Below are 24,074 nucleotides of genomic sequence, written 5' to 3'. Positions count from 1 at the left end.
CTCGTTCATGCGAGCAGTCCAGGGGTCGTCAGGTGGTCGTCCCCGTGCGGGTGGACGTGGTCGTGGCCCGGCAGCGCGTGCTGCCCGGTGTCGGGGTGCGGCGGGCCGTCGTACGCGACGCAGCCGTCGCGGAGCACCACGGTGCGGTCGATCAGCGGCTCCAGCGGCCCGAGTTCGTGCAGCACCAGCAGGACGGCGGTGCCCCGGCCGACCTCCTGCCGCAGGGTGTCGGCGAGCACCTGCTGGCTGGCCACGTCCACCCCGGCCATCGGCTCGTCCATGATGAGGAGTTCGGGGGAGCCGACCAGCGCGCGGGCGATCAGCACCCGCTGGTGCTGGCCGCCGGAGAGCCCGGCCACGCCGTCCTCGGCCCGGTCCAGCATGCCGACCTGGGCCAGCGCGCGGTCCACCGCGTCCCGGTCCTTGCGGCGGAACGGGAACAGCCCGTGCTGCGGCAGCCGTCCGGTGGAGACCACCTCGCGGACGGTGGCCGGCACCCCGCTGGCGGCGGTGGTGCGCTGCGGCACGTAGCCGATCCGGTGCCAGGCACGGAACCTGGCGAACGGGGTGCCGAACAGCTCGAGCCCGCCGCGCTCCAGCGGGACGGCGCCGATCACCGACTTCACGGTGGTGGACTTGCCGGAGCCGTTGGCCCCGAGCAGCGCGACCACCTCGCCGGGCCGGACCGTCAGGTCGATCCCGCGCAGGACGGGCCGGCCGCCGAGCGAGGCGACGGCGTCGCACAGCCGGACGGCCGCGGGCGCGGCACCCGCCTCACGGGGGTGCCGCGCCGCGACGGGCTGCGGGGCCTTGGGAATGACAGCGCTCATGGGTATCCGATGTCCCGTCAGCCGGTGGTGCCGAACGCGGCCTGGAGGTTGTGCAGGTTCTGCCGCATGACCGAGAAGTAGGTGTCCTTGGCCGGATCCTTGACGCCCTCCAGCGGGTCCAGGACGGCGGTCTTCAGACCGAGGTCCTTGGCGACCGTCTCGGCGAGCTTGGGGCTGACCAGGGTCTCGAAGAAGATCGTGCTGACGCCGTGCTGCTTGGCGGCCTGCTGCACCTCGGCCAGCTTGGCCGGGGTGGGCTCGGCCTCCGGGTCGACGCCGTTGATGGCGATCTGGTCCAGGCCGTAGGCGTCCGCCAGGTAGCCGAAGGCGGCGTGGCTGGTGACGAAGGACCTGCCCTTGGCGTCCTTCAGCCCGGCCTTGAACTCCTGGTCCAGCGCGGTCAGTTCGGCGACCGTCCGGTCGGTGTTGCGCTGGTAGTCGGCGGCGTTCGCCGGGTCGGCCTTGGCCAGCTCGGCGCCGACGCTCTTGGCGACGGCGGCGTAGCGGTTCGGGTCCAGCCAGAGGTGCGGGTCGCCCGCGGCGCCCTCGTGGTCGTGGCCGTCGCCCTCGGCGTGGTCCTCCGCCAGGTGGTGGTCGACCAGCGGGGAGGCGGCGGTGGCGTCCACCACGTGCTTGGCGTCGCTCTGCGCGACGGCCTTGTCGACGGTGGGCTGCAGGCCCTTGAGGTAGACCACGGTGTCGGCACTCTTGACCTGGGCGACCTGCTTGGCGGTCAGCTCCAGGTCGTGCGGCTCGACGCCGGCCTTGGTGAGGCCGGTCACCCGTACGTGCTCGCCGCCGATCTGCTGGGCGAGGTACTCCATCGGATAGAACGACGCGACCACGTCCAGCTTGCCGTCACTGCCCTTGGCGCTGCTCGAACCGCCGCAGGCGGACAGGGTGAGGGCACCGACGACGGCAGTGGCGGTCAGGGCTATCGAGGTGGTGAGGCGTCGCAACATCATGACAACCATTCTCAACTTAACTGGAAATGATTGTCAACTCGATCGACGATCGAATCAACCGATCAACGGTTCGACACACCGACCCATCGGGGAATACTGATTTGAACCCCGCACCACCACGCCCGGTAACCTCTGGAGGTATTCGGGTGCGTGCAACCAGCCGCGCCTTGACCGTGCCGTCCTCCGGGACGTCGTACTGAAGAGAGCACTGTGGCCGCCGACAAGATCGACACGATCGTCAGCCTGAGCAAGCGCCGTGGCTTCGTCTACCCCTGCAGCGAGATCTACGGCGGCACCCGTGCCGCCTGGGACTACGGTCCGCTGGGCGTCGAGCTCAAGGAGAACATCAAGCGCCAGTGGTGGCGTTCGATGGTCACCGCTCGGGAGGACGTCGTCGGGCTCGACTCGTCGGTGATCCTGGCCCGCGAGGTCTGGGAGGCCTCGGGCCACGTCGCGACCTTCAACGACCCGCTGACCGAGTGCCTCTCCTGCCACAAGCGGTTCCGCGCGGACCACCTGGAGGAGGCGTACGAGGCCAAGCACGGCCGGGTGCCGGCCAACGGCCTGGCCGACGTCAACTGTCCGAACTGCGGCAACAAGGGCGGCTTCACCGAGCCCAAGGAGTTCTCGGGCATGCTGAAGACGCACCTCGGCGTCACCGAGGATGCGAGTGGCCTGGCCTACCTGCGCCCGGAGACCGCCCAGGGCATCTTCACCAACTTCAAGGCGGTGCAGACGACTTCGCGCAAGAAGCCGCCGTTCGGCATCGCCCAGGTCGGCAAGAGCTTCCGGAACGAGATCACCCCCGGCAACTTCATCTTCCGCACCCGCGAGTTCGAGCAGATGGAGATGGAGTTCTTCGTCAAGCCGGGCGAGGACGAGCAGTGGCACGAGTACTGGCTCCAGCAGCGCTGGGACTGGTACGTCGGCCTCGGCCTGCGGACCGAGAACATGCGCTTCTTCGAGCACCCGAAGGAGAAGCTGTCCCACTACGCCAAGCGCACGGTGGACATCGAGTACCGCTTCAACTTCGGCGGCAGCGAGTTCTCCGAGCTGGAGGGCCTGGCCAACCGGACCGACTACGACCTCACCGTGCACAGCGAGGCCAGCGGCCAGGACCTGAAGTACTTCGACCAGGAGTCCGGCGAGCGGTACTACCCGTACGTCATCGAGCCCGCAGCCGGTCTGAACCGCGCCATGCTGGCCTTCCTGATCGACGCCTACTTCGAGGACGAGGCGCCGAATGCCAAGGGCGTCATGGAGAAGCGGGTCGGCATGCGGCTCGACCCCCGGCTCGCCCCGGTCAAGGTCGCGGTGCTGCCGCTGTCGCGCAACGCCGACCTGTCGCCGAAGGCCCGTGGCCTGGCGGCCGACCTGCGCACCGCGTGGAACGTCGAGTTCGACGACGCGGGCGCGATCGGCAAGCGCTACCGCCGTCAGGACGAGATCGGCACGCCGTTCTGCGTCACGGTCGACTTCGACACCCTCGAGGACAACGCGGTCACCATCCGTGAGCGTGACACCATGGCGCAGGAGCGGGTCTCGCTCGACCAGGTGAAGTCCTACCTGGGCGCGCGCCTGATCGGCTGCTAGCAGCGTTCCGACGACGGCCCCCGACCTTGCCGGTCGGGGGCCGTCGTGCGTCTCACGGCCGGAGCGGCAGACCGGCGCCGCGCAGCGCGGCCAGCGCGGCCCGGGACCGGCTCTCGTCCAGGGTGCCGACCGCCGCCAGCAGTGCCCGGTAGCGCGCGGGAGAGGGAGCCAGCCCCGCCGCGTAGCCCGCCAGATCGGCGGGGGAGCGCAGCCGGGCCACCTGTCGGCTCAGCGCCTCGGCCAGCTGGGCGTCCAACCGGAGCGCGGTGTCGGCGAGTTCGTCGGTACGGCGGCCGGCCGCCTGGTGCAGCAGCCGGTACGCGTCCTCGGTGCGGCCGGCCGCCCGCAGGTGGTCGGCCAGCGCGGCCAGCGCGGCGGGTGGGGCCGAGCCCCACTCCCAGAGCAGGGTCAGGCTGTCGGCGGAGAGTCCGACCTGCTCCAAGGCGGCCAGCAGGGAAGGGAGTTCGGCGGCCGGATAGCCCCAGAGGGCGTGGAACAGGGCGGCCGACTCCTCGGAGAGGCCGGTCCGGCGCAGCTCGGCCAGCGTCCCGGCGGCCTGCCCGGCGGCGCCGTGCGCGACCGCCCTGGCCAGGTAGCCCGCCGCGCCGGCCGGGCCCTCGGCGCGCAGCAGTGCGATCAGCCGGGCCACGTCGGCGGGGGCCAGCACCACCGCCGCCTGTGCGGTGAGCGCGGCCGACTCCTGGGCCGAGCCACGGCCGTGCAGGTCCGCGATCCGGGCGGCCAGGGTGGCCAACTCGGCGGCGCTGCGCGGCTCGGGGGCCACGGGCCGGGGCGCCGGCGGCGGCTGGACGGCCACCGGCTCCGGCTCGGGGGCGCTCACGCCGGCGAACCGGGCGCCGCGCATCGGGGCGGCGGCGGCCACCGGGGCGGGCTGTGGCGCGGAGCTCGCCCCGTACGCGCCGCCGAACCGGGCTCCGGTCGGGCGGCGCGCGGGCGGGACGGCGGTCTGCTCGCGCCGGTGGTCCTCCAGCGCGAGCAGACGTTCACTCAACTCCAGGTGGCGGGCGCCGAGTCCGTCCCGGAGGGTGCGGATCTGGGCCAGCTGGCGGTGCAGTTCGGGATCGGCGCTGCCCACCAGGGCTTCGGTGAGCCGCTGTTCGCGCTGTGCCGCGTACCGGCGGGCCCGGAGGAGTTCGTCCAGCTCCGTCCGCAGGGCCTGGACGTCCTCCGCCGTCCCGGGGTCTCGTTCGCGCACCGTCATCGCACCGTCCTGAGTCTTCCGGCCGTCCCTGGAGGGTCATCCTGGCCGCAGAACAAGGCAGTTGTGTTACGGAGCCGAGTCCGGAGCTTTTCGGCGGTGGTCAGGCGCCGAGCAGTCGGACCACGTCCACCACCCGGTGCGAGAAGCCGGACTCGTTGTCGTACCAGCCGAAGATCTTGACGTGCCGTCCGTTGCCGCCGACGGCGGTCAGCCCGGCGTCGAAGATGCAGGAGTGCGGGTCGCCGACGATGTCGCTGGAGACCAGCGGCGCCTCGGCGTAGCGGAGCACCCCGGCCAGCGGGCCCTCGGCGGCCGCCTTGGCGAACAGCGCGTTCACCTCCTCGACGGTGGTCGGGCGGGCCAGGTAGGCGGTCAGGTCGGTGATCGAGCCGACCGGGACCGGGACCCGCAGCGAGGCGCCGTCCAGCTTGCCGTTCAGCTGCGGCAGCACCAGGCCGATCGCCTTGGCGGCGCCGGTCGAGGTGGGCACGATGTTGGTGGCGGCGGCCCGGGCCCGGCGCAGGTCCTTGTGCGGCCCGTCCTGGAGGTTCTGGTCCTGGGTGTAGGCGTGCACGGTGGTCATCAGGCCGTGCTCGATGCCGATCCCCTCGTCCAGCACCTTGGCCAGCGGGGCGAGGCAGTTGGTGGTGCAGGAGGCGTTCGACACGATGTGGTGCACGTCGGGGTCGTAGCGGTCGTGGTTGACGCCGTACGCCAGGGTGATGTCCTCGTTGGACGCGGGCGCCGAGATCAGTACCTTGCGGGCGCCCGCCGCCAGGTGGGCCCGGGCCTTGACCGCGTCGGTGAACACCCCGGTCGACTCGACCACCACGTCGACGCCCAGCTCGCCCCACGGCAGCCGGGCCGGGTCGCGCTCGGCGAGCACCTTGATCCGGTGCCCGTTCACCACGATGCCGTCGCCGTCCACCTCGACCTCGCGCTCCAGCCGGCCCATGGTGCTGTCGTAGGACAGCAGGTGGGCCAGGGTGGCGGCGTCGGTCAGGTCGTTGACCGCCACGATCTCCAGGTCGGCGCCCTGCTGGAGGGCGGCTCGGACGAAGCCTCGGCCGATCCGACCGAATCCGTTGATCGCTACCTTGATCGCCATGCTCGACTCCCTTGCGGATGGGGTCACTTGGTGGAATCCCAGGCTTCGTCGACTGGTAACCGCTTTAAGTGGTTAGTTACAGCGTACGGGGCCGCGATCACTGGTGCAACCGGTCTGAGGGGTTAGTTGGCTATGCTGGGGAGATGGAGTTCGTCTTTGTCGCCGGTGATCCCGCGCTCGATCTGGTCGGTACCGTGCAGCGGCGCCGCACGCTGGCCCGCGACCTGTTGCAGACGCCGGCCGACCTGGGGGCCTGGACGGCTGCGGCGGGGGTGGCCGACCTGTCGGTCCCGGCGGTCGGGGAGGACCTGGAGCAGGCCCGCCAACTCCGGGAGTCCGTCTACCGGTTGGGCCTGGCGGCGGTGGCCGGGGAGCCCTACCCCACGGCCGACCGCAGGCTGCTCAACCGGCTCGCCGACGGACCTGCGGTCCGGCTGGAGCTGCGGCCGGACGGCGCCCTGCGCCGGACCGGCAGTGCGGCGGCCGCCCTGGCCACGGTGGCCAGGGCGGCGCAGGAGCTGTTCGCGCTGCCGCTCGGGGCGCCGATCCGCGAGTGCGCGTCGGAGCCCTGCACCCGGCTGTACGTGGACCGGTCGCGGCGGGGGGTGCGGCGCTGGTGCGACATGTCCGCCTGCGGCAACCGGGCCAAGGCCGCAGCCTTCCGCGAGCGCCACCCGGGGTAGGCGGGCGCACGCTGCACCGCCAGGGGCTCGGGGAACTGCGACGCCCGCCCCGGGACGGGGGCAAGGTGCGGGTGTGGTCAACCCCGGGCGGGGCTGAGGTCTGCTCGACGTGCGGGTTCAGGCGAAAGTGCCTGACCATGCACGCGGCGATCACGCTCCGGAGGATGGCGTCGCAGTTCCCCGAGCCCCTGGACCGTAGCTGGTTGAACACCTGCCAAGGGGTCGGCGTCGCCCGCGCGGCGGAGCCGCACATCAGCAGAGCCTCGAGCCCCTGGACCGTAGCTGGTTGAGCACCTGCCAAGGGGTCGGCGTCGCCCGCGCGGCGGAGCCGCACATCAGCAGAGCCCCGAGCCCCTGGACCGTAGCTGGTTGAGCACCTGCCAAGGGGTCGGCGTCGCCCGCGCGGCGGAGCCGCACATCAGCAGAGCCCCGAGCCCCTGGTGTGCCTGGCTGGGCGGCTGCCGGTCAGGCCAGGCGGGAGCGGGTTTCCATCAGGGCGAAGCCGAGGAGGTTGAGGCCGCGCCAGGCGGTGGGGTGGAGGGCCTGGTCGTCGTCGGCGGCGAGGCCGATGCCCCAGACGCGGTCGAGGGGGCTGGCCTCGACCAGGACGCGGGCGGCGGTGCCCAGGAGGTAGCTGCGGAGGGCCCGGTCCTGGCCGAACTTGGCCTCGTTGCCGGCTACCACCAGGTCGAACCGGGCGGCGGCCCAGCGCTGGTCGTCGAAGCCGCGGACCAGCCGCCCGAGGTTCTTCGCCTCGGCGGGGGAACGGGCCGCCAGGATCCGTCCGAGGGTCTCCTCGTCACCGAACAGCCGGGCCTTGCCCGCCATCATCCAGTGCTCGGCGGTGGCGTACCGCACCCCGTCCACGGTGAACGCGGACGGCCACCACTGGCTCAGCGAGCCGGGCCCGACGCTGCCGTCCCGCTCCGGCCGGTGACCCCAGAACATCAGGTACTTCGGCCGCGCGCCGGCCGCCACCAGGGCGGCGAGGTCCTCGCGGGTACGGGTCTGGGACGGGTGCGGAGCGTCGTTCATACCGCCATGCTGTCACCCTCCGCCGACGCCCGGCTCCCGGTTTTTCCGGCCGGCAGGTGCGGGAGGACCAGGTCGGCGGTCGCCGGCCCGTACGCCGTGGCCAGCCGGGCGAGGAAGTCGTCCGGCCGGTACGTGTACTCCTGGGTGCCGACCGACTCCAGGGCCAGGGTGGCCAGCAGGCAGCCGACCCGGGCCGCGACCGGTAGCGGCAGGCCCCAGACCTCGCCGGCCAGCACCCCGGCCCGGAAGGCGTCGCCGACGCCGGTGGGGTCGGCCCGGCGCAGCTCCTGCGGCGGGCGGACCTCGACCGGGGCCTCGCCCTGACGCTCGATCAGCACGCCGTCCGGCCCGAGCGTGGTGAACCAGGTGCCGACCCGGCCGAGCAGTTCGGCCCCGGTCAGCCCGGTGCGCTCCAGCAGCAGGCTGCGCTCGTACGCGTTGGTGAACAGCCACCGGGCGCCGTCGACCAGGGTGCGGGCCTGATCGCCGGTCAGCCGGGCGAGCTGCTGGGACGGGTCGGCGGCGAACGGGATGCCCGCCGCCCGGCTCTCCCCGGTGCGGCGCAGCATGGCCGCCGGGTCGTCGGGCCCGATCAGCACCAGCCGGGCCGGCCCGGTGCGGGCCAGCACCTCGGGGAGGCTGATGTCGGCGGCCCGGCTCATCGCGCCCGGGTGGAACGAGGCGATCTGGTTCTGCGCCCGGTCGGTGGTGCACAGGAAGCGGGCGGTGTACTGGCCGGGGACGGTGAGCACGCCCCGGGTGTCCACGCCGTTGGCGCGCAGCCAGTCGTCGTACTCCCCGTGGTCGGCCCCGGCCGCCCCGACCAGCAGCGGCCGCAGGCCGAGCCGGCCGAGGCCGAGGGCGATGTTGGCGCCGACCCCGCCGCGCCGGATCTCCAGTCCGTCCACCAGGAAGGAGAGTGAGACCTTGGTCAGCTGGTCCGGCAGCAGCTGGTCGGAGATCAGCCCGGGGAAGGTCATCAGGTGGTCGGTGGCGATCGAGCCGCTGATCACGATCTGCCCGTCGGCGGTGTGGCTCATTCGGTGCTCCCTCGATGGTGGGGCGGGCTACCAGCCGTGCCGGTGGCTGCCGGTGCGCAGCCGGGAGACCAACTCCCGGCGCAGTTCCCGGTCCTGGTCGGTCTCCACGGCCAGGTCGAGCTGGACGATGTCCACCCCGGCCGAGTGCAGCGCGCCGATCCGGTCGGCGACGGTGGCCGGTGAGCCGACGTAGGCGGTGGCGAACGAGCGGCGGACGTACGCGGCCACCTGCTCGGCCGCCACCCGGTCGCCGGTGCGCTGGTCCGGCACCCGGCCGCGCTCGCGGTCGCGGTCCAGCGCGACCGCCTCGGCGAACCGGGGTGCGTCCGGCCCCGAGGTGAGCCGCAGGGCGTCCCGGCGCAGTTCCTGGACCCGGCGCCGGGCGGCCTCGTCGCTGTCGGCCAGCACCAGGGTGAGGTGCCGCCAGATCCGCAGGCTCCGGCCGAACCCGGCCGCGACGGACCGGACTTCGGCGATCCGTCGCCGGGTGTCCGGCAGCGGGAGCGGCGGCACGGCGTACACCTCGGCGTGCCGGGCGGCCAGTTCGACCCCGGCCTGGGAGGAGCCGCCGAACGAGATCAGCTCACCCCCGGGCTCGGGCCGCAGCCCGGCCAGGGCGCCCTGGACCTGGTAGAACTCGCCCTTGTGGTCGAACTCCTGATCGGCCGTCAGGGACCGTCGAAGCAGCCCGAGGTACTCGTCGGCCCGGCGGTAGCGGTCCTCCTTCCCCAGCGTGTCGCCGTCCCTGGCCACGTCCAGGTCGCTGGAGCCGACGATCACGTGCGCCGCCACCCGGCCGCCGGAGAGCCGGTCCAGGGTGGCCAGTTGACGGGCCGCCACGGTCGGGGCGGTGGTGCCGACCCGGTGGGCGACGGCGATCCGCAGCCGGCTGGTGGCGGCCAGCGCCCAGCTCGCCACCAGCCACGGGTCCGGCCAGGAACTCGACTGCACCACCAGGGCGCTGTCGAGCCCGTCCTCCTCGTTCTCCCGGGCGGTCCTGGCCACGTGCCCGGGATCGGCGGTGCGGTCCCTGGGATCGGGGGCGAACCGGAGTGCCTGCCGCTCCCGAGGGCTCCGGCCGGTGACCGGGGCGGCCCGTACGCCGCCGCGCAGTTCGAGTTCCATCACGGCTCCTCAGCCCGCCGCCGGGCCGAGCCGGGCCAGGGTGTCCAGCAGCCGGGCCCGGCTGACGAACACCTCGGGCGGCAGCGACACGTACAGCTGGATGGTGGTGACGCCCGGGCGGTGGTACTGCATGATCCGCTCCCGGCACTCCTCGGGGGAGCCGGAGATGAACAGGCCGTCCACCACCTCGTCGGGCAGCGCGTCCTGCGAGCCCTCCGGGTCGCCGGCCGCCCAGAGCTTGTGCGCGTCGGCGAGCAACTCGCCGTGGCCCAGCCACTCGTGGAACTTGCGGTACGGCTCCCGGTTCAGGATCCAGGCCAGGAACGGACGGGTGGCGCGGTGCGCGTAGTCGGTGTCCTCGGTCGGGCAGACGAAGACCTTGACCACCAGCTCCTTGCCGGGCGGCTGCGGGCCGACCGCGTCCAGCACCTTCGGCACGTCCTCGGGGAACAGCAGGTTGGTGATCGCGCCGTCCCCCTCGGTGAAGCCGAGCCGGAGCATGCCGGGGCGGAGCGCGCCGAGGATCACCTTGACCGGCTCGACCGGCGGGTGCGGCAGCCGGTACCCGGTGATCGAGAAGGTGTCGAAGTCCCCGGCGATGTGCTCGCCGCGCAGCGCCCGGGTGACGAACCGGAGCACGTCCCTGGTCCGCTTGAACGGCTCGTCGAACGGGATGCCGTTGATGTCGGTGACGTGCGCCGGGACGGACGCGCCGATCCCCAGCAGCAGCCGTCCGGGCGCGAGTTGGGCCAGAGTGGCGGCGGTCTGGGCGAGCACCGCCGGGCCCCGGGTGTGCACCGGCACGATGCCGGTGCCGATCCGCAGGCTCGGCGACCAGGCGGCGGTCGCGGCCAGCGGGGTGAAGGCGTCGGTGCCGCCGCCCTCGGCGCTCCAGACGTCGGTGTAGCCGAGGTCGGGGAGCCGCTCGACGATGAAGCGGTGCCGGTCGATGGTCAGACCGGGCAGCGGGAGGGTGATGCCCCACTTCGGCGGTTCGGCGGTGTACGGGGTGGTCATCGGGTGGCCTTCCTGCGGGCGGGGGTCACGGCCGGACCGAGACCGTGGTGAGGTCGAGGAACCAGGACTGCGGCTGGACCAGGCCCTGCACCTTCGGCGAAAGGGCCCTGGGGTTGCGGTCGTTGACCACGAACAGCCACGGCGCGTCCTCGGTCACCAGCTTGAGAGCCTGCCGGTAGTCGCCCTGCCGCTTGGTCTGGTCCGGCGAGGCGGCGGCCGAGGTGAGCAGCTCGTCGACCTTCGGGTTGCTGTAGTGGCCGGTCCAGAACGGGCTGTTGGAGCCCACGAACAGCGGCAGCAGCGCCTCGGACTGGAACAGCGTGGTGGACTGCGCGATGGCGTCCGAGTCGAGCGCGACCTTGCCCTTGGCCTCCGCCCCGATCAGGGTGGACCAGTCGGTGGTGCGCAGTTCGACCTTGATGCCGACGGCCGCCAGGTCGCGCTGGATCGCCTCGGCGATCGGCACCGGCACCAGGTTGCCCGAGCCGCCGGTGGGCACCGTGACCGAGCTGGCGAAGCCGCCGGAGAGACCGGCCTCGGCGAGCAACTGCTTGGCCTTGGCCGGGTCGTAGGAGTACGCATCGCCCGCCTTGTCGTACGCGGCGGTGGCCCGGGGCGCGGCCTGGTAGGCCGGGTCGGCGGTGCCGTGCAGCAGCTTGTCGGCGATCGCCTGGCGGTTGATCGCGAAGTTGGCCGCCCTGCGCACCCGGGGGTCGCTCCACGGCGCCTTGGTGGTGTCCAGGATCCAGTACCAGAGGTGGTCGTAGCTGTTGGTCAGGACCTGTACGCCGTCGGCCTTCAGGCTGTCCAGGTCGTCCGGGTTCGGGTACTCGATCCAGTTCACCCCGCCGGAGCGCAGCGCGGCGGTCCGGGCGGCCGCGTCCGGGATCGGCTTGACCACCAGCTTGTCCAGCTTGGGTGCGCCGCGCCAGTAGCTCCTGTTGGCGACCAGCTCGATCTGCTGCCCCTCGGTGTACGAGGAGAACGCGAACGGTCCGGTGCCGACCGGGTGTTCGGCGAACTTGGCGGAGCCGGTCTTCTTGACGGCGGTCGGGCTGGCGATCAGGACGTGCGCCAGGTCCTCCGGGAAGTGGCCGTTCGGGTCCTTGGTGACCAGCTCGACGTGGTCCGCGTCCACCTTGCGGTAGGCGGTGATGTCGCCCGCGTACTCCTTGGCGGCGGCGCCGAGCGCGTCGGTCCAGTTCTCGCTGTCCTTCTTCAGGTAGCGGTCCAGGTTGAACACCACCGCGTCGGCGTCGAACGGGGTGCCGTCCTGGAAGGTGACGCCCTTGCGCAGGGTGAAGGTCCAGGTCTTCGCGTCCGGGGCGACCTGCCAGGACTCGGCCAGCGCCCCGGTGACGGCCGGCGGCTTGTCGGTGACCGACAGGTCGTAGCGGGTCAGGCCCTCGTAGATCTGGAAGCTGACCAGCCGTTTGCCCTCGAAGCCCGCACCGCCGATCACGGTGTCCGGGTTGGGCAGCTTGCCGGTGGCGCCGATCACCAGAGTGCCGCCCCGCCCGGAGCCGGCCGCGTCCGAACCGGGCCCGGTGGCCGGGTCGGAGGCACAGCCCGCGGTGGCGAGCAGCAGGGCGGCGGCCGGCAGGGCGACGGCTCTGGAGCGGGTGCGGGCGAGCGGGTGACGGTGCGTCATAGTGCGTTCCTCGGTGCGTGGAGTGCGGGGCGTGCGGGCTCGGATCGGAGGTGCGGAGGGGCGCCGGTGGCGGCGTCCAACAGCGCTCGGGTGTACGGGTGTCGGGGATCGGACCAGAGTTGTTCGGCCGGACCCTGCTCGACCACCAGGCCGCCCCGCAGCACCAGCACCCGGTGGGCCAGCTGCCGGACCACGGCCAGGTCGTGCGAGATGAACAGGTAGGCCAGGCCGGTCCGTTCCTGCAGTTCGGTGAGCAGGTCGAGCAGCCGGGCCTGCACGCCCCGGTCCAGCGCCGAGGTCGGCTCGTCGCAGACCACCAGCTCGGGACGGGTGGCCAGGGCCCGGGCCACCGCCACCCGCTGGAGCTGTCCGCCGGACAGTTCGCGCGGGTAGCGCTGCGCCAACTCCGGTTCCAGGCCGACCTGTCGGAACAGTTCGGCGACCAGCTCAGGCCGGTCCCGGCGCGGGGTGCCGTGCAGTCGCAGCGGGTCGGCCACCGCATCGCCCGCGCGCAGCGCCGGGTTGAGCGAGCCACGCGGGTGCTGGGGGACGAACTGGAGCCGGGCCCGGACCGCACGCGCGTTCCGGCCGCGCAGCCGGTACGGGTCGTGTCCGGCGAACCGGACGGTGCCGGTGTCCGGCGCGAGCAGGCCGAGCGCCAGCCGGGCCAGGGTGGACTTGCCCGATCCCGACTCGCCGACCAGGCCCACGGTCTCACCGGGGGCCACCTGGAGGCTGACGTCGGCGACGGCGGTGCGGGGGCCGTACGTCTTGCGGACCGCATCGATCGTCAGCAGATTTTCTGCAGGGCGCACGGTTGCACCACCAGGGGCTCGGGGAACGGCGACGGTTCGTGGCCGGCGGGTATCACTGCGAAAGTGCCTGACCCGGTACGTACGTTGAACGCTCCTGAGGTCGGCGCCGCCGTTCCCCGGGCCCCGGTCTTCCGAACCGTGTGCCCCGAACTTCGGAGGGGTCATCGGAGGGCTCCCGGTTCGGCGGCGAGGAGTTCGGCCGGGCCGGCGGCCACGACGCGGCCGTCCTGGACGACCGCCACCTCGCCGCCGATCCGGCGGGCCGCCGCCAGGTCGTGGGTGACCAGCAGCAGGGCGATGCCGCACTCGCGGCGCAGCTCGTCGAAGAGGTCCAGGATCCGGCCGCGGACCAGGGCGTCCAGGGCGGTGGTCGGCTCGTCGGCGATCAGCAGTTCGGGGCCGCAGCACACCGCGATGGCGATCGCGGCCCGCTGCCGGAGCCCGCCGGAGAGCTCGTGCGGGTAGCTCCGGGCGACGCGTTCGGGCTCGGGGATGCCGGCCAGTTCCAGTAGCCGGGGCACCGCCGCCCGGGCGGCCCGTCGGCCGTCGGCCCGGCCGTGCCGCCTGAGCACCTCGGCCAGTTGCGGGCCGATCCGGCGCAGCGGGTCCAGCGCACCGGTCGGGTCCTGCGGCACGTAGCCGATCCGGCGGCCGCGCACCCGGGACCAGTCGGAGCCGGTCAGCCCGCGCAGCTCGGTGCCGCCGAGCCGGATGTCACCGGAGACCTCGGCACCGCGTCCGGGCAGGCCGAGCACGGTCCGGGCGACGGTGGTCTTGCCGCTGCCGGACTCGCCGAGCAGCACCAGCGCCTCCCCGGCGGCGATCTCGAACGAGACGTCGGTCACGGCCCGGACCCCGCCGGGGTAGCCGACCGTCAGGCCGGTGACGGTCAGTGCCGCGCTCATCGGGCCACCGCCGGGAGGTGGGCGCCGCTGTCGCCGAGGCGGCGGCGGAGGCGTTCGCCGAGGGTGTTGAAGAGCACCGAGACCAGCAGGATCACCACGGCGGGCTGGACCGCGACCCAGGGGTGGGTGAGCAGCGCGGGCCGCAGCTCGTCCAGCATCGCCCCCCACTCGGCGGTCGGCGGGGCGACCCCGAGGCCGAGGAAGGACAGCCCGGCGGCGTACACCACGGCCAGCCCGACCAGCGAGGAGGCGTACACCAGCACCACCGGCGCGACCACCGGAAGCACCTGACGCACCGCCAGTTCGAACGGACCGGCACCGCTCACCCGGGCCGCCTCCAGGTACTCGGCGGTGCGGATCCGGCGGACCTCGGTGAAGCCGACCCGGGCCACCGCCGGGGTGAGCACCACCGAGAGTGCCAGGACGGTCGCGCCCAGACCGGGCTGCAACAGGGTGGCCACCGCGATGGCGAGCAGGACGCCGGGGAAGGCGTAGAGCACGTCCAGCGAGCGCAGCAGGGCCTGTTCGGTGACCCGGCCGCCGAGGCCGGCCGCGACGCCCAGCAGGGTGCCGAGCACGGTGGCCAGCAGCACCGGCACCAGCCCGCCGACCAGGGAGGCACGGGCCGCCCAGATCAGCCGGCTGAGCACGTCCCGGCCCTGGCCGTCGGTGCCCAGCAGGTGGCCGTCGGTGCCGGGGTCGAGCAGGCGGGTGTCCAGCGATCCGGCCGCCGGGTCGTACGGGGCGACCAGCGGGGCGGCCAGCGTCAGCAGGAGCAGCAGCAGCGCGGCGCCGAGTGCGAGCAGCAGGACGGTGTCCTGACGGAGGGTCGGCTTCACGGTCAGCCCCGCACCCGGGGGTCGACGGCCGCGTGCGCCGCGTCCACCAGCAGGTTGATGCCGACGAAGGCGACCGCGACCAGCAGCACCCCGCCCTGCACCAGTGGCAGGTCGCGGGCGGACAGCGCGTCGAACAGCAGCCGGCCGACGCCCGGCCAGGCGAACAGGGTCTCCACGAACACCACGCCTTCCAGCAGGTAGGCCAGTTGCAGGCCGCCGATGGTGAGCAGCGCGGGGGAGGCGTTGTGCACGCAGTGCCGGAGCACGGCGGCCCGGCTCAGGCCGCGGGCCCGCAGGCTGTCGGCCAGTTCGCCCGCCAGCACCGCGGCCAGCGCGGCCCGGAACACCTTGGCGGTCAGTCCGAGCGGCACCAGCGCGGCGGCCACCGCGGGCAGCACCAGGTGCCGCAGCAGGTCGCCGGGGCCGCCGGAGCCGAACACGTCGTGCGTGCCGCCGGCCGGCAGCCAGCGCAGCTGGACCGCGAACACCGCGATCAGCAGCAGCGCCACCGAGTACTGCGGCGCGGAGACCGCGAGGGTGCTCAGCGCGTCGCACACCTTGCCCGGCAGCCGGTCGGGGCGGACGGCGCCGAGCGTGCCGAGCAGCACCCCGCCGACCAGTACCAGCAGGAAGGCGGCCCCGGTCAGCAGCAGGGTCTGGCCGGCCGCCGAACCGAGCAGGTCCTGCACCGGGCGCTGGGCGGAGATCGACATCCCCAGGTCGCCGCGGAGCGCGTGCGTCAGCCAGCCCAGGTAGCGGACCGGCAACGGCCGCTCCAGGCCGAGCCGTTCGGAGAGCTCCAGCCGGGCCTCCGGCGGGGCGCCGGGGCCGAGGAAGGCGGTCAGCGGATCACCGGGCACCAGCGCCACGGTGGCGAACACCACGACCGTCACGCCGAGCAGCGTCGGCACCGCGAGCAGCACCCGGCGCAGCAGGAACCCGGTCATCCGCACACCCCGTTCGGCAGGGTGGTGGGCGGGGCGGCGGGCATGGCGGACTTCCTTCCGAGGATGCGGGGTGGGGCCGTCCGGACGGGCCGCGCAAGGGCGTCGGGCCGTGGCGAGGGACGGGCGGACCAGGTCGGCAGTGCCGAGCCGGTGTCACGAAGGTTGCGGATCAGGGCCACTGACAGCCAGTCAGCAGTTCATGCGGATACCCCTGGTCATAGGACGAGCGGGCCCCGGCAGGGCGCTGCCCCGGCCGCCGGACCGCAGTCCCGTCCTTGACCTGCTACGGGCGCCGACCTAGGGTGCCGGTATGGCAATCCGGCGGACCGACTTCACCCTGGTCGGGATCGGCGGCTCGTGGCACCGACGGTGTTTCGACGAGCTGTGTCCCCGCGCACCTCGGCGCTGACCGCCAGCCACCCTCTCGGCAGCGCCCTCATGGCCCGTCCGGCCCGCCGCCCGTCCCCCCACGGCTCGCGGCCGTCGTACCGAGCCCGCCGCAGTGCCGTGCCCCCCAGGCCCGGCCCGCCACGTCCGAGGGGACCGCAACGCCATGCCGTACCACGCCCTGTCAGCCCACCCCACGTCCCTCGCCCAGCACCCGGACGGTGTGTGATGGCGGCCCTGACCAGCCGGAGCGCCCCGGCCACCGCGCGCGGCCACCGGGCCGGCCCGCGCCGCTACCCGCACCTCGGCGGTGCCCCGGCCGTCGCGGTCGAGGCCCTGCACACCGAGATCGACAACCCGCTCGACCTGATCGCCGGTCACCAGCTGCTCACCGAGCCGACCGGGGCGGGCCGCCGGGTCGCCGCCGAACGGCCGGTGGCCGCCCGGTGCGACTGCGGGCACCCGGTCTGCCGGGACCGGACCGACGAGACCCGGATCTTCCTGATGGAACGTCACCCGGTGGCCAGTGCGGGCCTGCGCTCGGTGCTGGCCACCGTGCCCGGCCTCACGGTGGTCGGCAGCACCGGCGACCCGGCCGGGGCGGTGGCGGCGGTCCGCCGGGTCCGGCCGGACGTCATCCTGCTCGGCCGGGGCGCCTCGCTCGGCGACGACCTGGCGCTGGTGGCCGCGCTGCGGGGCCCCGACGGGGCGCCGGAGGCCCGGGTGATGCTGCTGCGGCGGGCCGAGTCCACCACCGAGGCGGGCCGGATCCTGCTGGCCGGGGCCAGCGGCTGCTTCCCGCTCGACCTGTCCGAGGACCGGATCATCGGCGCGGTCCAACTCGCCGCCGCCGGGGGGTCGGTGTTCCTGCCCGCCCCGCCACCGGCCCGGGTGCACCCGGCCAGCCTGGCCGGGCAGGCGGCCGAACCGGCGCTCCAGCAGGTCGGGCTGACCGGACGGGAGCGGGACGTGCTGGCGCAGCTGGCCCGGGGGCTGAGCAACGCCGAGATCGGCCGGGAGCTGGCGCTGGCCGAGGCGACGGTGAAGAAGCACCTGACCCAGGCCATGCGCAAGATCGGCCAGTCCGACCGGCTGCGGGCCGCCCTCTACGCCCACCGCCACGGCCTCGCGGGCTGACGCTTCGGCAGACCGGGGCTCGGGGCTCCGCCTTCTGGCAGGTGCTGCGGAAGCCAGGGGCTCGGGGAACTGCGACGCCGGCCTCCGGAGTGTGATCGCTGCGTGCATTGGTCAGGCACTTTCGCTTGGACCCGCACGTGAAGCAGACCTCACCCACGCCCGGGGTTGGCCACTCCCGCACTTTGGCCCCGCCCCGGGGTGGGCGTCGCCGTTCCCCGAGCCCCTGGCTGCCGCAGCGTGTGCGGACGGTGGGGCGACCTTTGGAGTAGGTGGGTGCTCCGATGGTCGCCACAACCGGGTCCGTTCGGGGCTACTTCGTCAGGTGGCGTGGTTCCTAGCGTGGGGGTACACGCCAGAACCCGCCGAAGGGAGCAGTCCGTTGAGCGATGTGCCCGAGGGTGCCGCAGCGCCCGCGCAGCCCGCGCCGGCCACCGCCGTCCTTCCCCCGCCCGCCGCCGTCACCGTTCCCGGGTCGGGTCTCGGCGGCTGGGCCGAGCAGCCCAGATCGCCGTACCGCACCATGCCGGAGGCCGAGCGCTCGGCGCTCTGGCGCCAGCGGCTGCACGAGGCCGAGGCGGGGCTGACCCGCTACCTGGTGTCCCGGGGTGACGGCATCCACCTGACCGACTGGTTCGCGCTGCAGTCCGCGATCTTCGCCGACCTGCCGGCGGAGGAGAGCGCCGGGGCGGCGGAGTGGCAGCGGGTGTTCTTCCGGGGCCAGGCGCTGATGGAGCGCTTCCTGGTGGGCCGGTACGGCGAGCCCGCGCTGGCCGACTGGGCCAGGTCCAACGCCGAGGTGCACCGGGAGGTGGAGCCGGACCACGGTCGGGGCGCCGCCGACCCGATCCACCGGATCGCCCGGCAGGCCGAACTGTACGGCTCCGACTACGAGTTCGACGACGAGGCGCCGCCGAACGCCGAGCGGGCCGCGCTCACCATCACGCACTGCGCGATCTGGGACTACCGCGAGCAGGCCCGGCGCAGCGGGGTCCGGCTCACCCTGGCCTCGCCCTGCACGTACTGCACCGAGGCGCTCTCCTCGAACATCCGGGCCAAGGGCTTCCGCCCGGAGCACCGGCTGCGCAGTGGCCCGACCGGGCACGGCTGCCGCTGGGAAGCCTCGGCGCCCACCGACTCCGACCCCCGCCAGGAGGCATGATGTGCGGCCTGACCGGCTGGCTCGACTGGGACACCGACCTGCGGCACGCGGCCCGCACCGTCCGGGAGATGACCGCGACCCTGGCCTGCCGGGGCCCGGACGCCGAGAGCGTCTGGCTGTCCCGGCACCTGGCGCTCGGCCACCGCAGGCTGTCGGTGATCGACCTGGACGGCGGGGTGCAGCCGCTGGCCGACGCGGAGGTGCCGCAGGCGGTGCTCGCCTACAACGGCGAGCTGTACAACTACCGCGAACTGCGCCGGGAGTTGGAGGGGTACGGGCACCGCTTCCGGACCGACTCGGACACCGAGGTGGTGCTCCGCTCGCACCTGCAGTGGGGCGCGGCCGCGCCGGAGCGGTTCAACGGGATCTTCGCGTACGCGGTCTGGGACACCCGGGGTGAGGAACTGCTGCTGGTCCGGGACCACCTGGGGATCAAACCGCTGTACTGGCACCCGCACCGCAGCGGGGTGCTGTTCGGCTCCGAACCCAAGGCGCTGCTGGCCAACCCGCTGTTCCCGGCCGAACTCGACGCGACGGGGGTGGCCGAGCTGTTCGCCCTGCCCGCCGCCCCGACCGCCGGGCACGGGCTGTTCCGGGGGCTGAACGAGGTCCGCCCCGGTCACCTGCTCCGGATCACCCGGGGCGCCACCACCGAAGTCCGGTACTGGAAGCTGGAGTCGGCGGTGCACACCGACTCGCCGGCCGAGACCCGGGCGCACGTCCGGGAGCTGCTGGCCGACGCGGTGGAGCGCCAACTGCTCAGTGACGTACCGCTCTGCACGCTGCTCTCCGGCGGGGTGGACTCCAGCGCGATCACCGCGCTGGCGGCGATCGCCCGGGAGCGGAACGGCCAGGGCAAGATCACCAGCTTCTCGGTGGACTTCCCCGGCAGCGCCGACCGCACCCCGGACGCCTGGCGGACCAGCCTGGACGCGCCGTACGTGCAGGCCGCCGCCGAGCACATCGGCACCCTGCACACCTCGGTGCTGATACCCGACGACGACCTGCTGCTGGCCCGGGACGCCGTGCTGCGGGCCCGCGACCGGCCCGGCTGGGGTGAGATGGACGCCTCGCTGCACCTGCTGTTCCGCGAGGTGCGGCACCGCTCCACCGTGGCGCTGTCCGGGGAGGCGGCCGACGAGATCTTCGGCGGCTACCCCTACTTCCACGACGCCGCGGCGCTGGCGTCCGGCACCTTCCCCTGGCTGCACGGCCGGTCCACCCCGGCCGAGCTGCTCCGCCCCGAGGTGCGGGCCGAGGTCCGCCCCGAGGAGTACACCGCCGAGGCGTACCGCCGCTCGATCGCCGAAGTCCCGGTGCTGGCGGGGGAGTCGGCGGCCGACGCGCGGGTCCGCGAGGTGTTCCACCTGGCGCTGACCCGGTGGCTGCCGCCGCTGCTGGACCGGGTGGACCGGGTGTCGATGTCGGTCGGCCTGGAGGTCCGGGTGCCGTTCTGCGACCACCGGCTGGTGGAGTACCTGTGGAACGTGCCGTGGGCGCTCAAGGCACCGGAGGGCCGGGCCAAGGGGCTGCTCCGGGACGCCGTCCGGGACCTGCTCCCGCCGCAGGTGACGGACCGTCCGAAGAGCGGCTACCCCTCCACCCCGGCGATCCGCTACACCGAGGTGCTCACCGAACGGGCGCACGCGCTGCTGGCCGACCCGCAGGCCCCCGTCTTCGATCTGGTGGACCGCGCGCTGGTGCGGCAACTGCTGGCCGAAGGGAAGCCGTTGCCGAGTCCGCGGACCGCGCCCAACCCGGTCGGCGGGCTGGACCACCTGGTCCAGGTCGACGAGTGGCTGCGCGCCTACCGGGTGGGGCTGCGATGAGCCCGCTGCGCCCGCGCCCGCCGGCCCCCCGCACACCCGTCGCACCGGACGCGGTCCGGGCCGCCGCCCGGTACTGGACCACCGGCGTCGCGGTGCTCACCGCCCGGGACGGCGACGAGGTGTTCGCCAAGACCGTCTCCTCCTTCACCACCCTCTCCCTGGACCCGCCGCTGGTCAGCGTCGCGGTGGCCGCGCACAGCCCGCTGGCCGCGGCCGTCCGCGCCGACGGCCGGTACGCCGTCTCGGTGCTGGCGGCGGACCAGCAGGGGGTCGGCCGGCGCTTCGCCACCCCGGGCGCGGGCCGCGCGCTCGGGATGTTCACCACCGTGCCGATGCACACCGAGGTGACCGGCGCCCCCGTCCTCGACCACTGCCTGGCCTGGTTCGACTGCCGGCTCAAGGCCGTCCTGCCCGGCGGTGACCACGCCCTGCTGATCGGCGAGGTGCTCGCCGCGGACGGCCGGCCGGGCGAACCCCTGCTCTACCACGACGGCCAGTACCGCCAGTTGACCGCACAGCACGCCATGACCTCGACAGGAGCCCACGCATGACCCTGCTGGACACGCCCGCCCTCGGACGGGGCCTGCTCACGGGCGAGCGGTACCTGGCCGAACTCGACGACGGCCGCGAGCTCTACCTCGACGGCAAGCGGGTCGACAACCCCGCCGAGCACCCCGCCTTCCGGCCCGCCGCCGAGGAGCTGGCCCGGCTGCTCGACCTCCAGCACGACCCCGACCACCGCGACCTGCTGACCTGGCAGGACCCGGCGACCGGGCAGCGGATCGCCCGGGCCTTCCAGCCGCCGCGCACCCTGGAGGACCTCCGGCTCCAGCGCCGCAGCGCCGAGTTCTGGCACGCCGAGGCACTCGGCCAGCACGGCCGCTCGCCGGCCTTCATGGCCTCGATCGCGCTCGGCGTGTACGACTTCCGGCACCAACTCGGCCGCAGCGACGCCCGGTTCGGCGCCAATGCGGAAGCCTGGTACCGGCACGTGTCGAGCAACGACCTGGTGCTCTCGCACGCCCTCGGCGACCCGCAGATCGACCGCTCGGCCGACCCGGTCGAGGACCCCGACCTGGCGCTGCGGGTACTGGAGGAGAACGAGCAGGGCATCGTGGTGCGCGGCGCCAAGCAGCTCACCACGCTGGCGCCGCTGGCCCAGGAGGTACTGGTCTACCTGTCGGCCTCGTTCACCCAGCGGCGCGGCGAGCAGTTCGTGGTCTGGTTCGCGCTGCCGCTGAACACCCCCGGTCTGGTCACGCTCTGCCGGGAGCCGCTCGGCAGCTCCCCGTGGGGCCACGCCCACCCGCTCGGCGCCCGGTTCGACGAGCAGGACGCGATGCTGTTCTTCGACGACGTACTGGTCCCCTGGGACCGGGTCTTCCTGCTCAGGGACGGCGAGTTGGCCCGCACCGGCCTGGGCCGGATCAACGCCTGGAGCGCGTACATCGGGCACGTCCGCTACCGCGAGCGGCTGCGCACCCTGCTGGCCACCGCGACCCTGGTGGCCGAGTCGATCGGGGTGGACGGCTTCCGCAACGTCCAGGAGGACCTGGGCCGGCTGGCCGGGTACGCCGAACTCACCGAGTACTTCATCGACGCCGCCGAGGCCCGGGCCAAGGTCACCGACAGCGGGCTGCTGGCCCCCGGCGACACCGCCGCCAGCCGGGTCTGGTCGGCCGAGGTGGCGGCCAGCGCGGTCGAGATCGTCCGCAAGATCGGCGCCTCCGGACTGCTGATGCAGCCCACCGCGGGCGACCTGGCCAACCCCCGGCTGCGCCCGCACCTGGACCGCTACATGCGCGGGAAGGGCATCGACGCCGAGCACAAGTCCCGGCTGTTCCGGCTGGCCTGGGAGCTGACCGGCGACGGCTTCGGCCAGCGCCAGGACCTCTACGAGTACGTCCACCGCGGCGACCTGACCCGCAACCGGATCAACATCTACCACCGCTACGACCAGAGCAGCGTCCGCGAGAGGCTGCTCCGGCTGATCGACACCCCCGCCCCCGAGGAGGCCCAGCAGTGAGCACCGCGTCCGACGTCGAGATCCAGGCCAGCACGCTGGCCGGTTACGCCGATGCCAGCCGACTGCGCCAAGTCCTGGACCGGGACTGGGTGCTGGACCAGGTGACCGGCAGCCCCGAGACCCTGGTCGACCTCGGCAGCGGCATCGGCCAGCTGCTGGAGACCGCCCTGGACCGCCACCCCTCGCTGCGGCTCGCGGTCGGCCTGGAGCGCTCCGAGCACCGGATCGCCGAGGCCACCGAGCGGCTGGGCCGGTTCCCCGGCCGGACCGCCCTGCACCAGGCCGACCTGACCGACCCGCAGCCGCTGCCGCTGATCGCCGACGTGGTCACCATGACCTCGGTGCTGCACTGGCTGTACCCGGTGGAGGACCGGATCTTCTCCTGGGTGGCCGACCGGCTGGCCCCCGGCGGCAGCTTCCTGCTGACCACCTACCACCCGGCCCGGGACGCCTTCGGGCTCGGCGGCGAGGACGAGCTGGTGCGGGCCGCCCTGGTCGCCACGGGTGTCGAACTCACGGACGTACCAGGGGTGTTCGAGCGCGGCGAGGTGCTGCCGATCGGGACCAGGACCAGGTCGGTGGACGAGCTCGGCGAGCTGCTGGCCCGGTACTTCACGGTGGACTCGTACCTGGAGCGGGACGCGGTGGTCACCGTCGAGGACGCCGCCCAGTACGAGCACTTCCACGCGGCCACCTTCGGCGACTACTACAGCCGGCTGGTGCCGCCGGAGCTGCGCACCGCGTTCTTCCGGGCGATCGGCGAGACCGCGCAGCGGCGGCAGGACGAACTCGGCTGGGTGAGTCACATGCCCGTCCGGCTGTGGCGGCTCAAGCCGCTCTAGGCTGGAGCACGACGGAACAACCATCCGCCCGAGGAGCGCACGGCATGTCAACTCCGCTCGTCAGTCAGGAACTCGGAGCCTTCCTCCGGGCCCACCGGGAGCAGCTCAAGCCGGCCGACGTCGGCCTGCGGTCCACGGCCCGGCGCCGGACCCCGGGCCTGCGACGGGAGGAGGTGGCCTCGCTCTCGGGGGTCGGGCTGGCCTGGTACACCTGGCTGGAGCAGGGCCGGGTGACCGCCTCCCGGCAGGTCCTGGAGGCGGTCACCCGGGCGTTGCAGCTGGACGCGGCCGGTCTGCGGCACGCCATGCGGCTGGCCGGCTACCACGAGCCGGCCGGCCCCGCCCCGGTGGCCGGCGGGCTGGCCGCCGCCGTCCAACCCGTGCTGGACTCCTGGCCGTTGAGCCCGGCGGTGCTGCTCGACCGGCACTTCGACCTGCTCGGCTGGAACGCGCCCTGGTCCGCGCTCTGGGGGCCGCCCGAGGCGGTGCCGGCCGACCGGCGCAACCTGATGTGGCTGATGGCCGCCGACCAGCGGCTGCGGACGGTGCTGCACGACTGGGAGCCGCTGGCGATGAACGTCTTCCAGCACTTCCGGGCCCAGGCCGGGCCCGCGCTGGCCGACCCGCGCACCGGCGAGGTCTACCGCCACCTGGACCAGGACGCACCGGAGCTCCGGCACTGGTGGGGCTGCCACTCGGTGGCCGAACTCACCGCCCGGGCCGTGCTGGTGGAGCCGGCCGGGATCGGCCCGGTCCGGCTCACCCTGTCGTCCTTCCACCCGGTGGACGACCCGTCGGCGCTGGTGCTGCTGTTCACCCCGGCCGGGGCCGAGGACCGGGCCCGGATGACCTCGCTGGCCGAGCACCCGCTGCGCTCGGTGCCGGCCGCGGTGGAGCGCGAGGCGGGCTGAGATCCGAG

The 24,074-nt window shown here is 73.7% G+C and carries 22 protein-coding genes; 9 read left to right on the top strand and 13 right to left on the bottom strand.

All coding sequences use genetic code 11. The annotated features are described in order from the left end of the window. Positions 1-5: 5 nt before the first annotated feature. Positions 6-830: a metal ABC transporter ATP-binding protein gene (locus tag OHV05_RS09840; RefSeq protein ID WP_405017337.1), complete on the bottom strand. Its 825-nt coding sequence runs from the start codon at positions 828-830 to the stop codon at positions 6-8. A 17-nt stretch (positions 831-847) separates the two neighbouring features. Beyond that, positions 848-1,795, bottom strand: coding sequence for a metal ABC transporter substrate-binding protein (locus OHV05_RS09835; protein WP_405017336.1), 948 nt, complete (start codon positions 1,793-1,795; stop codon positions 848-850). A gap of 210 nt (positions 1,796-2,005) precedes the next feature. On the opposite strand from OHV05_RS09835, the gene OHV05_RS09830 reads away from it, so the two are divergent. Continuing rightward, a complete protein-coding gene (locus tag OHV05_RS09830; protein ID WP_403033396.1) occupies positions 2,006-3,388 on the top strand; it encodes a glycine--tRNA ligase in 1,383 nt (460 codons plus the stop codon). 52 nt (positions 3,389-3,440) lie between these two features. Here the strand turns inward: OHV05_RS09830 and OHV05_RS09825 are convergent, their stop codons facing one another. After that, entirely contained in the window at positions 3,441-4,610 is a 1,170-nt protein-coding gene (locus tag OHV05_RS09825) for a hypothetical protein (RefSeq protein WP_405017335.1), read from the bottom strand. 100 nt (positions 4,611-4,710) lie between these two features. Beyond that, positions 4,711-5,718, bottom strand: a complete 1,008-nt coding sequence (gap, locus tag OHV05_RS09820; RefSeq protein WP_405017334.1) for a type I glyceraldehyde-3-phosphate dehydrogenase — start codon at positions 5,716-5,718, stop codon at positions 4,711-4,713. A gap of 143 nt (positions 5,719-5,861) precedes the next feature. On the opposite strand from gap, the gene OHV05_RS09815 reads away from it, so the two are divergent. Continuing rightward, positions 5,862-6,401 carry a CGNR zinc finger domain-containing protein gene (locus OHV05_RS09815; protein WP_405017333.1) on the top strand — a complete coding sequence of 180 codons (540 nt, stop codon included), beginning with the start codon at positions 5,862-5,864 and terminating at the stop codon, positions 6,399-6,401. Positions 6,402-6,866: 465 nt separating this feature from the next. Here the strand turns inward: OHV05_RS09815 and OHV05_RS09810 are convergent, their stop codons facing one another. From OHV05_RS09810 to OHV05_RS09770, 9 genes are all read right to left on the bottom strand, one after another. Beyond that, entirely contained in the window at positions 6,867-7,436 is a 570-nt protein-coding gene (locus OHV05_RS09810) for an NADAR family protein (protein WP_405017332.1), read from the bottom strand. Beyond that, complete coding sequence (locus tag OHV05_RS09805) at positions 7,433-8,476, bottom strand: PfkB family carbohydrate kinase (RefSeq protein ID WP_405017331.1); 1,044 nt, start codon at positions 8,474-8,476, stop codon at positions 7,433-7,435. The genes OHV05_RS09810 and OHV05_RS09805 overlap by 4 nt, the downstream gene beginning before the upstream one ends. Positions 8,477-8,503: 27 nt before the next feature. Further along, entirely contained in the window at positions 8,504-9,601 is a 1,098-nt protein-coding gene (locus tag OHV05_RS09800; protein WP_405017330.1) for an LLM class flavin-dependent oxidoreductase, read from the bottom strand. 9 nt (positions 9,602-9,610) lie between these two features. Next, entirely contained in the window at positions 9,611-10,618 is a 1,008-nt protein-coding gene (locus OHV05_RS09795) for an LLM class F420-dependent oxidoreductase (RefSeq protein ID WP_403033377.1), read from the bottom strand. A 25-nt stretch (positions 10,619-10,643) separates the two neighbouring features. Next, on the bottom strand, positions 10,644-12,269 hold the full coding sequence (locus OHV05_RS09790; protein WP_405017329.1) for an ABC transporter substrate-binding protein: 1,626 nt from the start codon (positions 12,267-12,269) through the stop codon (positions 10,644-10,646). Then, positions 12,266-13,084 (bottom strand): ABC transporter ATP-binding protein, encoded by an 819-nt coding sequence (locus OHV05_RS09785; protein ID WP_405017328.1) that lies wholly within the window; start codon positions 13,082-13,084, stop codon positions 12,266-12,268. The genes OHV05_RS09790 and OHV05_RS09785 overlap by 4 nt, the downstream gene beginning before the upstream one ends. Before the next feature lie 161 nt (positions 13,085-13,245). Continuing rightward, a complete protein-coding gene (locus OHV05_RS09780; RefSeq protein ID WP_405017327.1) occupies positions 13,246-13,989 on the bottom strand; it encodes an ABC transporter ATP-binding protein in 744 nt (247 codons plus the stop codon). After that, complete coding sequence (locus OHV05_RS09775) at positions 13,986-14,828, bottom strand: ABC transporter permease (RefSeq protein WP_405017326.1); 843 nt, start codon at positions 14,826-14,828, stop codon at positions 13,986-13,988. The genes OHV05_RS09780 and OHV05_RS09775 overlap by 4 nt, the downstream gene beginning before the upstream one ends. Before the next feature lie 2 nt (positions 14,829-14,830). Continuing rightward, complete coding sequence (locus tag OHV05_RS09770; RefSeq protein ID WP_405017325.1) at positions 14,831-15,775, bottom strand: ABC transporter permease; 945 nt, start codon at positions 15,773-15,775, stop codon at positions 14,831-14,833. A gap of 615 nt (positions 15,776-16,390) precedes the next feature. Here OHV05_RS09770 and OHV05_RS09765 point away from each other — a divergent pair. From OHV05_RS09765 to OHV05_RS09735, 7 genes are all read left to right on the top strand, one after another. After that, positions 16,391-17,299, top strand: coding sequence for a LuxR C-terminal-related transcriptional regulator (locus OHV05_RS09765; protein ID WP_405017324.1), 909 nt, complete (start codon positions 16,391-16,393; stop codon positions 17,297-17,299). Positions 17,300-17,678: 379 nt separating this feature from the next. Beyond that, on the top strand, positions 17,679-18,458 hold the full coding sequence (locus tag OHV05_RS09760; protein WP_405017323.1) for a hypothetical protein: 780 nt from the start codon (positions 17,679-17,681) through the stop codon (positions 18,456-18,458). Further along, positions 18,458-20,287 (top strand): asparagine synthase (glutamine-hydrolyzing), encoded by a 1,830-nt coding sequence (gene asnB / locus OHV05_RS09755; RefSeq protein WP_405017322.1) that lies wholly within the window; start codon positions 18,458-18,460, stop codon positions 20,285-20,287. Before OHV05_RS09760 ends, asnB begins: the two co-directional genes overlap by 1 nt. After that, positions 20,284-20,838, top strand: coding sequence for a flavin reductase family protein (locus OHV05_RS09750; RefSeq protein WP_405017321.1), 555 nt, complete (start codon positions 20,284-20,286; stop codon positions 20,836-20,838). Before asnB ends, OHV05_RS09750 begins: the two co-directional genes overlap by 4 nt. Then, positions 20,835-22,313 (top strand): 4-hydroxyphenylacetate 3-hydroxylase family protein, encoded by a 1,479-nt coding sequence (locus tag OHV05_RS09745; RefSeq protein WP_405017320.1) that lies wholly within the window; start codon positions 20,835-20,837, stop codon positions 22,311-22,313. The genes OHV05_RS09750 and OHV05_RS09745 overlap by 4 nt, the downstream gene beginning before the upstream one ends. Continuing rightward, on the top strand, positions 22,310-23,155 hold the full coding sequence (locus tag OHV05_RS09740; RefSeq protein WP_405017319.1) for a class I SAM-dependent methyltransferase: 846 nt from the start codon (positions 22,310-22,312) through the stop codon (positions 23,153-23,155). The genes OHV05_RS09745 and OHV05_RS09740 overlap by 4 nt, the downstream gene beginning before the upstream one ends. Positions 23,156-23,199: 44 nt before the next feature. Then, positions 23,200-24,066, top strand: coding sequence for a helix-turn-helix transcriptional regulator (locus OHV05_RS09735; protein WP_403033346.1), 867 nt, complete (start codon positions 23,200-23,202; stop codon positions 24,064-24,066). The last annotated feature ends 8 nt before the right edge of the window (positions 24,067-24,074 follow it).

The sequence above is a fragment of the Kitasatospora sp. NBC_00070 genome (genome assembly GCF_045041205.1).
GTDB lineage: Bacteria > Actinomycetota > Actinomycetes > Streptomycetales > Streptomycetaceae > Kitasatospora.
This window is presented reverse-complemented; position numbering and strand designations above follow the sequence as displayed.